Annotated in this window: 12 protein-coding genes; 6 read left to right on the top strand and 6 right to left on the bottom strand. The window is 62.1% G+C overall.

Features of this window, described 5'->3' with window-relative positions; genetic code table 11:
- The first annotated feature begins 155 nt into the window (after nucleotides 1-155).
- Nucleotides 156-1,664, top strand: a complete 1,509-nt coding sequence (locus AC1DT2_RS09050; protein WP_477295927.1) for a class I adenylate-forming enzyme family protein — start codon at nucleotides 156-158, stop codon at nucleotides 1,662-1,664.
- A gap of 64 nt (nucleotides 1,665-1,728) precedes the next feature.
- Here the strand turns inward: AC1DT2_RS09050 and AC1DT2_RS09045 are convergent, their stop codons facing one another.
- From AC1DT2_RS09045 to bla, 3 genes are all read right to left on the bottom strand, one after another.
- Entirely contained in the window at nucleotides 1,729-2,583 is an 855-nt protein-coding gene (locus tag AC1DT2_RS09045; protein ID WP_063572946.1) for a PA4780 family RIO1-like protein kinase, read from the bottom strand.
- A 218-nt stretch (nucleotides 2,584-2,801) separates the two neighbouring features.
- On the bottom strand, nucleotides 2,802-3,296 hold the full coding sequence (locus tag AC1DT2_RS09040) for a DUF3455 domain-containing protein (protein ID WP_477295926.1): 495 nt from the start codon (nucleotides 3,294-3,296) through the stop codon (nucleotides 2,802-2,804).
- Nucleotides 3,297-3,362: 66 nt separating this feature from the next.
- Nucleotides 3,363-4,340, bottom strand: a complete 978-nt coding sequence (gene bla / locus AC1DT2_RS09035; RefSeq protein WP_477295925.1) for a class A beta-lactamase — start codon at nucleotides 4,338-4,340, stop codon at nucleotides 3,363-3,365.
- A gap of 184 nt (nucleotides 4,341-4,524) precedes the next feature.
- On the opposite strand from bla, the gene AC1DT2_RS09030 reads away from it, so the two are divergent.
- From AC1DT2_RS09030 to AC1DT2_RS09020, 3 genes are all read left to right on the top strand, one after another.
- Complete coding sequence (locus AC1DT2_RS09030) at nucleotides 4,525-5,634, top strand: sensor histidine kinase (protein WP_477295924.1); 1,110 nt, start codon at nucleotides 4,525-4,527, stop codon at nucleotides 5,632-5,634.
- A complete protein-coding gene (locus AC1DT2_RS09025; protein WP_477295923.1) occupies nucleotides 5,631-6,371 on the top strand; it encodes a LytR/AlgR family response regulator transcription factor in 741 nt (246 codons plus the stop codon). The genes AC1DT2_RS09030 and AC1DT2_RS09025 overlap by 4 nt, the downstream gene beginning before the upstream one ends.
- 103 nt (nucleotides 6,372-6,474) lie before the next feature.
- Complete coding sequence (locus AC1DT2_RS09020) at nucleotides 6,475-7,641, top strand: acyltransferase family protein (RefSeq protein ID WP_477295922.1); 1,167 nt, start codon at nucleotides 6,475-6,477, stop codon at nucleotides 7,639-7,641.
- A gap of 7 nt (nucleotides 7,642-7,648) precedes the next feature.
- Here AC1DT2_RS09020 and AC1DT2_RS09015 read toward each other — a convergent pair whose 3' ends face one another.
- The gene (locus AC1DT2_RS09015; RefSeq protein WP_477295921.1) at nucleotides 7,649-8,479 is read right to left on the bottom strand and encodes an oxidoreductase; all 831 of its coding nucleotides are present in this window, start codon (nucleotides 8,477-8,479) and stop codon (nucleotides 7,649-7,651) included.
- A 136-nt stretch (nucleotides 8,480-8,615) separates the two neighbouring features.
- On the opposite strand from AC1DT2_RS09015, the gene AC1DT2_RS09010 reads away from it, so the two are divergent.
- Both AC1DT2_RS09010 and AC1DT2_RS09005 read left to right on the top strand, forming a co-directional pair.
- Nucleotides 8,616-9,548: an AraC family transcriptional regulator gene (locus AC1DT2_RS09010; RefSeq protein WP_477295920.1), complete on the top strand. Its 933-nt coding sequence runs from the start codon at nucleotides 8,616-8,618 to the stop codon at nucleotides 9,546-9,548.
- Nucleotides 9,549-9,680: 132 nt separating this feature from the next.
- Complete coding sequence (locus AC1DT2_RS09005; RefSeq protein ID WP_063572283.1) at nucleotides 9,681-9,977, top strand: hypothetical protein; 297 nt, start codon at nucleotides 9,681-9,683, stop codon at nucleotides 9,975-9,977.
- Between the two features lie 4 nt (nucleotides 9,978-9,981).
- Here AC1DT2_RS09005 and AC1DT2_RS09000 read toward each other — a convergent pair whose 3' ends face one another.
- Both AC1DT2_RS09000 and AC1DT2_RS08995 read right to left on the bottom strand, forming a co-directional pair.
- Nucleotides 9,982-10,287, bottom strand: coding sequence for a hypothetical protein (locus tag AC1DT2_RS09000; RefSeq protein WP_157504062.1), 306 nt, complete (start codon nucleotides 10,285-10,287; stop codon nucleotides 9,982-9,984).
- Between the two features lie 162 nt (nucleotides 10,288-10,449).
- On the bottom strand, nucleotides 10,450-10,629 hold the full coding sequence (locus AC1DT2_RS08995; protein WP_477295919.1) for a hypothetical protein: 180 nt from the start codon (nucleotides 10,627-10,629) through the stop codon (nucleotides 10,450-10,452).
- Nucleotides 10,630-10,906: the final 277 nt, after the last annotated feature.

Genomic DNA, 10,906 nt, shown 5'->3' with positions numbered 1-10,906 from the left:
ATCCTCTGGGCCCGATCCCTGCCGCTGCAGGGATCGGGCAAACACATACCGCCTCGCAACTTAATGCGGTTTGCTGGTCTCGCATCGGTCACTTAAGAGAGCTTCGCGCGTTTAACGCCCGATGGCCGCGCGAAGCTCGACATGAGGAGGTCCATATGAAAGCTTTGACCATCGTAGACAGATTCAGCCGTCTTGCGGAGTTGCGCCAAGGCGACGTGATCATGACCACAGAAAGCACCCATTACACCTTCCTTGAGGTCCGTAATCAAAGCGCGCTTATGGCTGCATCATTGGCGCGGCTAGGAATTGAAGCAGGTGATCGCGTCGCATTGCATGCCTTCAACATACCGGAACTCGTCGTTGCCATAATGGGTTGCCTTGAGGCCGGAGCTGTCGTCGTACCGCTCAATACACGCCTCAAGGCGGCGGAATTGGAGGTATTGTGCAAGCTCGCGCGACCGAAGCTATATATCGGCCAGCATGAACTGATGCAGCGTTTGGAACAATGCAACGAAGAGACCTTGCCGCAAGGTGCGAGGTACACCTTCGACGGCCCGCCGGACGAGAAAAACTGGCGCCACCTATTGAAAGGCGGGCGAGGGGAATGTCTCGCAGTCAAACGGGAGCTGTCCGACCCGGCCCTGCTGCTTAGCACCTCGGGTACAACGGGAAAGCCTAAACTCGTGGTCTGGACGCATCAGACCTTATTGTCGATCGCCGACGAATTCGACGGTCATGAATTGTTCGAAGACGACATCATCATGCAGCAGATGCCGATGATGCACGCCGGAGGCTTGCTCCAGATGGCTTACGCGCTCTGCTATGGCGCGCGTTTGGTCCTCTTGGCCAAGTTCGATGAAGCAGTCGCTCTGGACATTGTCCAGCGCAATCGCTGTACCTCTATCCTTGCAACACCGACGATGTACGCCGCGATGATACGCTGCCAGCAGCGTTCACCTCGCGATCTGAGCTCGCTTCGGCTCTGCATCACGGCCGGTGATGTCTGCCCGCCCGAGACGGAACGGGCGTTCGCACGTGAGACCGGGCGGCTGCTTCACACGCGGTGGGGCGCCACGGAGGACCTTACATCTGCAAGGCATGGCCGGATGGTCGGCCCGTTCATTTCTCCCGCCGCGCCGGATAGTTGCAAGGTCGTAGATGATGAAGGGAACGATGTAGAGCCAGGTGTGCAAGGGGAGTTGTGGTCTAGATCGGCCGGTACGACGCCAGGCTACTGGCTTGAAGACGAATCGGTTGACCGTTTACCAGGCGGCTGGTTCCGATCGGGAGACCTAGTGCGGCAAGAAGAGGATGGTCAGCTCCGTTATATGGGTCGCGCCAAGGACCTGATTGTCCGTGGCGGGTCCAACATTTCGCCTCTCGAAATCGAGGCCGTACTGACAGGAGACGAGCTTGTGCAAGACGTGGCTGTCTTAGGGATTGCCGATGGAGATCTTGGCAGCAGGGTTGGCGCGATCCTGCGATTGAGAGACGGCCATGAAAATGCAAGCGCACGCGACATCATTGCCCGCATCCGCGGCAAGCTAGCGGACTATAAGGTACCCGAGTTCATCAAAGTGGTACCTGAGCTACCCCGCAACGCCCTTGGCAAATTGGATCGAAAGGCGCTGCACGACATCGGTGGCGACTGGACGCCTGTCTGATCAGGCAGGGCGCCATCTTCCCGACTATGCGGTTATGCGCGGCCTGACCGTGCCGGCATGACCGCTAGTCCTCTTCCGCCGCCTCGCGCCCCTGCTGCCGGATAAGCCATTCTTCGCGGGCGTCGTTGATGGACTCCCGGATGCTGTCCAGATCGACCTCGGTTTCATCCGGCTCGAAATGGCCTGTCAGTTCGGTGTCCGGGCGGAGTTCGCCAGCCTGGAACAAGGCCCACATTTCCTCGCCGTACCATGTGTCCAGCAGCTCGGGCGCCGATCGGCCAAGGTAAGCGGTGAGGTTGTTGACGTCACGCAGCAGCATGGTGCGCGCCGCATTGTTTCCTGCCGCACTGACGACCTGCGGAAAATCGATCACCACAGGGCCATCCGGGCCGATGAGGACGTTGTACGCGGAAAGATCGCCGTGGATTAAACCGGCACACAGCATCAACACAACCTGCTGCACGAGGATCCGGTGGTATTCCCGCGCCTCATCGGCGCTGAGATCGACCTCACCCAGGCGGGGTGCGGAGAGGCCGTCGGCATCCGTCACCAGTTCCATCACCAGCACGCCGTGGAAATAGCCGAACGGCTCGGGCACACGAACGCCAGCGTCGCGCAGCAGGTAAAGCGCATCGACCTCCGCGTTCTTCCAGGCCACTTCCTGTTGCTTGCGCCCGTACTTGCTGCCCTTGCCGATGGCGCGCGCCTCGCGGCTGCTGCCAACCTTGCGGCCTTCCTGGTACTGCACGCGTTGCTGGAAGCTGCGCTGCGCCATGTCCTTGTAGACCTTGGCGCAGCGTACGTCGTTGCCGCTACGGACAACGTACACGGCCGCCTCCTTGCCGCTCTTCAGCGGTCGGAGCACGTCGTCAATGATGCCGTCGTCGATCAACGGCTGCAGGCCTAGGGGGGTCTTCAAGGTATCTCTTGGGTCAGTAGCATGGCGAGGGCCGCCATTGACCCTTAATTCTCACATTTTCCTGCACATAGCGCCAATTCCGCCCCGTTTGGACCTTAGACGAGCCGCCTGTGCGTGACCGGTGGCCTTCGTCGTTGCGCGCTATCAATAATCGTCACGCTCAACGGCAGCATCAGGAAGCCCCTCTCGCCCGAAGCGGGAGGGGGTTCGTGAGCACCCTAGCCGGCGAAGAAGATGTATACAGCGCTGTAGGGCACGCGGACTTCCGCATTGACGTGGCCGGCGTCACAACCCGTGGCGGGTGCCACTCCGCCTTCGGTGCGGGTACGCACGACATACGCGACCTTGCTCATCACGCCGTTGCCCGTCTGCGACTTCGCATGAAGAACGATCCACGGTATGGCGCCGGCATCCGGCGAAGGCGACGCGTTCAGCGCTTCGCCGACGACCGTGCTGCCATCGTTCGCCTGCCAACTCGGCCCTGCGAAGTGCTTGCCGATGATGTTGCCCTTCGCGTCGCTCAACGTCGCTTCGGGCGCTTTCAGTGTCCATGCGTAAGTTGCTGCGGCCGCCTTGCACGTGTAGATCTGCACGCCCTTGCCGAAGGCCTCGATGGCAGATGGCTTTGCTGGCGCATCTTGGGCGCTGGCGCCCCCAATAAAGGCGACCAAGCAACTTGCCAGGATCGTGTGGGATGTGCGTTGGACTTTCATGGTGGATCCCGGAAGGAATGACGCCCTGACTATATCAACTCGTCATGACAGGGCGCCGCGGGCCCCTCACTGCATCGACGTAGCCACCAACCGCCCGATCCCGGCGAACCATGCATCGGCCTGCTCCGGGCTGGCAGGGGAGTCGCTCAGGAAGACCGCAACCATCCTGCGGCGGCCATCAGGCGCCGTCACGATACCCATGTCGTTCCAGGCACCCAGGCGATCGCTATAGGTACGGGCGGTGCCCGTCTTGTCGGCCAACTGGAATCCGGCGGGCAACCCGGCACGAAGCCGGTTGGGAATGACCTGCGCCGTCATCATGCCCAGCAACATGTTGGTGGAGGACGGCGAGACAAGTGCACCCGACTGGAGTTTGTCGAGGAAAGCCACCGCGCCATCGAGCGTCGTCGTGTTCACCTTGCTGGCCAATACCGCCTCGAAGCCCCTCTTCACACGCGCATCGGCGGCCTCGTCGGACTCGCCGGCGAGGGGCTGCTCACCGGGCTTCCTTCCGTTCAACATCCGGCTCAGCTCGCGCTCGCCCATGTCGATGCGCATGCCATGGACGCCCTTGCTCTCGAGGAACCGGGTGGCGACGCCACCACCTCCCAGGAGATTGAGCAATGCGTCGACGGCCGTGTTGTCGCTCTGCGTCACGGCGGCTCGAAGCAGCTCTTCGACGGAGACATCGACCGGACCCGCCTCCAGCCGTTTGCCAAGGGACGGAACCGCCGAACCCGGCACGATGTCCGCCGGCACCAGATGCACTTTCTGGTCGAGCCTGATCGCGCCACTGTCGACGCGAGCGAGCACCGCGGCGGCAATGGGCGCCTTGAAGGCGCTCATCATCAGGTAGCCGCGGCCATCATTCACCTTGATGGTCTTCCGGCTGGCCGGATCCATGACGATGATGCCAAGCGTGCCGGGGCGCGCTTCCTTCGCCACGTGATCAAGCGAGGCCTTCAGACTCGTATCGGCCGGTGCGGCAAAGGCGGCGCCCACCGCCAACGACAGGACCATCCCACGGAGCAGTTGCATCATCATCGGTACGCATTCCCAGGAGTAACGGACGCCCATGGTTGCGGGGCGAGCGGCTCACGCCGTGGCTGAAATGAGGCACTTTCGGGGCGGTGGCCGTGTGTCGCGGCGGTGGCCACTCACCCCTTACATGTCCCGCTTGCCACATAGTCGACGCCCGTCGCCACGGGCGTCGGTACACTCCCGCATCATGACGAACCTGTCCACTCGCCCGGCGCCGGCAGGCGCCCAGCCCGATCACGGTGCCACGCTTCCGCTGGCGGCCTTGTCCGTGATCTGGACGGCATTCTGGTTACTCATGATCACGTCCGCCCTCCAGGACGCCTCACGCAATCCGCTCACCCGCTGGTGGGAGCCTGTGCTGTGGGAGGGAAGTTCCGCACTGATCGCGACAGGATGGATGTGGCTCGCCGTCCGGGTTCGCGGCCGCTACGCACCGCTGCTGAACCAGCCCCTGACCTGGTTAGCCAGCTACCTGCGGTGGCTTCCCCTGATCATCGTCACGTTCATTGCCGGGGCATATGGGATACGGCATGGCGTTTACGCCGTGATGGGCCGTACCTACGAGCACTCGGGCTGGGGCTTCGTGCTTGCCTACGAAAGCGTCAAGCTGACGCTGTTTACCGGACTGTGGCTCGGGATCCTGTTCGGGATCGATTCCTATGGGCAGTGGCAACTCCAGCGACACCGTCTGTTGCAGACGCAGAAAGCACTGACCGAGGCGCAGCTCGCGCAACTCCAGGGGCAGCTGCGTCCGCATTTCCTGTTCAACGCGCTCAACACCGTGTCTGCCTTGATGCAGACCGACGTGGCGCGGGCCGACCGTCTGGTCGCGACCCTCGGAGACTTGCTGCGCATCAGTCTTCGGACGACGGAGAACGAGATGACGCCGCTCGCGGAGGAACTTCGCACCTTGGCGCTCTACACGGATGTCATGCGCGAGCGATTCCGCGACCGTGTGACGCTCAACTGGGAGACGGATCCGACGCTCATCGACGTGTCCGTTCCGGCACTCCTGTTGCAGCCCTTGCTCGAGAATGTGTTCAAGCACGGCGTCGAACGCACGGTGGCGCCGGTGCGCATCGGCATTCGAGTCCGGCGCGCAGAGGGCGCGCTGCACATCGTCGTGAGCAACTCGGGCTCCTTGCTAGCGCCCGGCCACCATGACGGGGTGGGATACCGCAATTGCAGGGAACGACTGAGCATCATCTACGGCGAGGCGGCTTCCCTGGACGTGCGCAACGAGGGCGACGGCGTGGCTGCGCGCGTCTCGATACCCCTGGCGGGCGCGGTCCGATGATCCGCGTCGTGGTCGCCGACGACGAGGCCCCGGCACGCGAGAAACTCGAACGCTGGCTTTCTGAGCAAGCGGACATCACGGTGGTCGGATCGACTGAAGACGGACTGTCGGCAGCGCGGTGTATCGAACAACTTCGTCCCGATGTTGCCTTCCTCGATGTCCAGATGCCGACGCTTTCGGGGCTCGATGTCGCGGCGCAGCTCGAGCCATCGAGCGCTCCGCTGATCGTGTTTGTCACCGCATTCGACGCCCATGCGGCCAAGGCGTTTGACCTCAACGCGATCGACTACCTGCTCAAGCCTTACGATCGGGATCGCTTCGTGCGTACCGTGCAACGCGTTCGGGAACGGCTGAACTCTCACGAATCCGGCGCAACGGCGGTGACGATGGGGCGCGCACAGACACCGCGCTGCGAGCGCCTTCTGGTGCCCGATGGTGACCGGCTACAGCTGATCGACGCGGCTTCCATTGAATGGCTCGAAGCGGACGACAACTACGTTCATGTGCATACGGCTTCCCGCACCTACCTGCTGCGCAGGACACTGCAGGACTTGCTTTCGCAGTTGGGTGAGCAGCGCTTCGTGCGGATACATCGGTCGACGGCGGTGAATCTGGGTTCGGTCGGATCGCTTACGCCCCTCTTCAAAGGCGATTACGACATCCATCTTCGCGACGGCCGCACGCTCCGCCTCAGTCGACGGTATCGCGAGGCGTTGTTTGCCCGCATGGGTCGATAGCGGCCACTCACCCCGCCCATGGGTCCGCTCGCCCCCTTTCAGCTGCCGACCGACAACCGATGCCTCAGGCTCCCGCCTATCGCCAGGAGAGGGGACTGAATCCATGCATGCTACCGACGAACGGCAGGAACGCTACGACTTCCTGGACTGGTTGCGCGTCATCGCCATCTTCGTGCTGTTCTTCTTCCACACCGGGATGATCTTCGTCGGTTGGGGCTGGCACGTCGTCAATGCCCAGACCATTCCGGCCCTGCAATGGCCCATGGACATCGCCCATCGATTGCGCATGCCGCTGCTTTTCGTCATTGCCGGCGCGGGCATGTGGTTCGCTTTGCAGCGACGCAGTACGGGACAGTTCCTTCGGGAACGAACACGAAAACTACTCGTGCCTCTGGTCATCGGCATGGTCCTGGTCGTTCCACCGCAGATCTACTACGAACAGTTGCTTCGTGGGCAATGGGTGGGCGACTACCTGACGTTCTACGTGACGCGGATGCTCCAGTTTCATCCCTACCCGGCGGGCGACTTCAGCTGGCACCACCTGTGGTTCATGGCTTATCTCTACGTCTACATCCTGTTGTTGCTTCCCGCGATGCTCTGGTGGAAGCGACTTTCGCCGCGGCTACCCCCGGGCGCCTGGCTGTTTCTGCTCGGTATCCCGCTTGGTATCAACGAGGCGTTCCTGAAACCGGTGTTTCCGGAGACGCATAACCTGGTCAGCGATTGGTACATCTTCAATCACTACCTGCTTCTGACCGCCTACGGATACGTCATGGCATCCATCCCGGGCACCTGGAAGTGGCTTTCCAATGTTCGCCGCTGGTCGCTCATCATGGGGCTCGCCGTGTTCGTCCTGCTGGTCTCGGGATTCAACACGGGCATCATCCGTCACGATTCGATAGCCGATGGCGTCGGCGCGAATATCTTCACCTGGCTATGGGTCATGGTGTTCGTCGGTTATGGCTATCGCTACCTCTCGTTCGTGAATCCACTGCTTCGCTGGGCGAGAGAGGCGAGCTACCCGGTCTACATCCTGCACCAGACCGTCATCGTCGCGATCGGGTACTACGTCATCCCGATGGCATGGACGCCGTGGACGAAGTACGTCGTCGTTCTGGTCCTCAGCATGGGCACGTGCGTGATCCTTTACGAAGGATGTGTGCGGAGGTTCGCCGCGCTGCGCCTCGCCTTTGGAATGAAAGCGAAGCGAGCGGCTCCGCGACTGGCTTCGGCTGAAGCACAGCGCGTGGTACGCGATGACTACCAGTAGATAGCGACTAGCCGTCCGTCGATCGCGTCAGGCTCTCCCAGGTGTCGATGTCCGCCGTCATAGCGGCGAGCTTGCCGCGGACGAGGGAGAGCGCGTCACTGCCGAGGATCAGGTGGGCGGGCGGGTTCGGAAGCTCGACCAGCGCCAGAATCGCCCTGGCCGCCTTGGCGGGATCGCCGAGCTGTTTGCCACTCTTCTCCTGTCGAGCCTGCCGGATCGGGTCGAACAAGGCSTCGTAGTCGGCAATGCTTCGCGGCGAGCGCTGCATCGATCGCCCGGCCCAGTCCGTGCGAAAGCTACCGGGCGCAACGGCGGTGACGTGCACGCCGAAAGGCGCCAGTTCCTTGCCCAGTACTTCGCTGATGCCTTCGAGCGCGAACTTGCTGCCGCAGTAATACGCGATGCCGGGCATCGTAATGAAGCCGCCCATCGACGTGATGTTGACGATGTGTCCGTGGCGACGTTCGCGGAATCGCGGCACGAACGCCTGCGTGACCGCGACGGCACCGAAGACGTTCACCTCGAACTGCCGGCGCATGGCCTCGATCGGCGACTCCTCGAAGATGCCCTCGTGGCCGTATCCGGCGTTGTTTACGAGAACGTCCACCGGACCGAAACGCGATTCCGCCTCGGCGACAGCGTCTGGAATGGCTTCGATATCGGTGACATCCAGCGACACGGCATGGGCACGTTCATCGTGCAGCGCCTCGAACGCACGCCGGGCGTCATCGTTGCGAACGGTGCCGATCACGCGATGTCCCTCGGACAAGGCTTCACGGGAGAGTGCCAGGCCGAAGCCACTGCTGACGCCGGTGATGAAAAGGGTCTTGCGGGACATGGATAGCCTCCTGGTTAGGAACGGAAGCCATCGTAAGTCCCGGATGCGCTGTGTCCCATGGCCCGGCATGTGGCGTGATTGCCTGATCCTATGAGAGGCGCTTGCGGGGCGGCTTGCGAAGGCGGACAGTGAGCGCATGGAATCGCCCCTCCGTGACCGCATGGTCGCCTTGCTCCGCGAACTCGCACCGGGCGAGGGCTACACGCTGACGCCGCTGCCGGACGTGCGTCTTCTCCGCGCCGATCGGCCGTTAAGCCGTACACCTGTGCTGTACGAGCCCGGCATCGTCATCGTCGTGCAGGGGCGCAAGCGTGGCTTGCTAGGCGACGACGTATTCGTTTACGACGCGCAGCACTACCTCGTCGTGTCCGTCCCCGTGCCGTTCACGATGGAGACGGACGCCTCCGCGGACGAGCCCTTGCTGGCGATCTACTTTCGGCTGGACCACGCAATGGCTGCGGAGCTCTGCGTCCAGATCGACGCGTTGCGCGGGGTGTCGTCGGCGACCCCGCGAGGACTGTATGCCTCACCCATGGAGGAAGCGCTTTCAGCGTCCGTCCTGCGTCTGCTCGAAGCGCTGGCAAAACCCCCAGAGGGCGTCGTTCTCGGTGCTGCGCTGGTGCGCGAAATCTACTATCGGATCCTCTCCGGCGCGCAGGGCGGGTCGCTGCGCGCTGCGCTCGCGCAACAGGGCAAGTTCGGCATGGTGTCCCGAGCCATCCGCATGATCCACAGCCGTTATCGCGAACCACTGACCATCGGCGAACTAGCGAGCGAAGCGGCGATGAGCGCGCCTACCTTTCATGCGCACTTTCGCGCGATGACGGGTACGTCGCCCATGCGCTATGTGCAATCCACCCGTTTGCACCAGGCGCGACTGCTCATGCTTCGACAACACACCACGGCGGCATCGGCGGCGACCGCCGTCGGTTACGAAAGCGCATCGCAGTTCAGCCGCGAATTCAGACGACTGTTCGGCAGGCCCCCGGTGGAAGAAGTGGCGCGGATGAAGCGGAACTTCGCCATGCCGGAGGCGCTAACGCCTTCCCCGTTCGTCTCGTCGCACTGATTCGACCCTAATGCACTGATTTGACATGGTTTTAACCTTTGCGGCGCCGGAATTCATCCTGCCGCAAGGAACCGAAGGGCACACTCGATCCGGCAATAACCCCGGCCTCGTGCCTCGTACGGAGAAAGACCCATGCGCCATTCCGCCCTGCTGCTGGCCGGTTCCCTCGGCCTGATCCTGGCCTCGAACGCCTTTGCTTCCGACCGACCCGATCCGGGCAAGCTCACCACGCGCTGCCTCGATGCCGCAGCGAAGAAGTACGACGTAAAGAACGATTACATCCAACTGCAGCCGATCCAGGCCGCTGATTCCGGCTCCGGCTACTCCATCGCCGGCACCGCTGATGCGGGCATGGACGGCAAGAAGAACTTCAGCTGCCAGTTCGACAAGAAGGGCAAGCTGGCTAACCTCGTTCCCGAGGGTAAGTAATTAGTCATACCTGAGAAGGTCCGGTGGCCGCGCGCAGGGTGCAGCCACCGGACCTTTCGTCCCCGCCATGCGCTTGCAGGTCTTGGCCAGCAATGTCGGACAGGCATTTCTGGGAGGTGTATTCCCGGCGCTCGAGAACCAGCACCATGTGGCCGGCATGCTCACCACCAGCGGCCCTGATCCCAAGCGTGAGACCGAGCTCGAAGGGCATGTTGAAGCGCGGAAGCTGGTTTGCCACATCCAACTCGACGGCCGACAGATCATGGATGCTGTAGGGCGAAGCCTTGATAAGGCGAGTGATCTTATCCATGCGTACTTCGCCACTATCCCCCTTCTCAAGGGCGGATCTCGGTCGAAATCCACATGCGAGAACGGTGAAAACCATGGCCTCGAAGAGAGAAGCGTAGTCCTCAGTAAACGGACAATTGATGAAGACGCTCGTGAAGGGCTTCCGCGTCCGAGAGTCCATGACTCAGCGCATCTTCATTGCCTTAACAGGCGGGCAGCCGAGATACTTTCCACGCACCAGCGCACCTTCAGCGGCAAGCGACATCACCGCGTCGCGAATCGCTGCCGCACGTACCGCAGGAGTCAGGATGGTCCCCCGGATGGGAAAATCCTGAATGGGAAACTTCATTCGTTTGGTTGTCATGCGGCGAATTATATCGACCTTCCGTAGGACAACGTCGTCGTTCAGCGCTATCGCAGAAGCGAAGAATTCACCCGATACGTCGTAGGCAAACGCTCGAAGACATGTTGATGGACTACGGCCCAGGCCGCGGATTCGGCTCCGGCTACTCCATCGCTGGCACCRCCAATGCGAGCATGGACGGCAAGAAGAACTTCACCAGAAATTGCACTCGCACGGCCCCTGTAACCGACCGAGCCGTCACGACGAACTAAGCGGCATGAAGACATTGTTCCTGTCG

It is taken from the genome of Luteibacter sp. P4_E6, assembly GCF_056401535.1.
The sequence above is the reverse complement of the archived record's forward strand: the minus strand, read 5'-3'. Positions and strand labels throughout refer to the sequence as shown.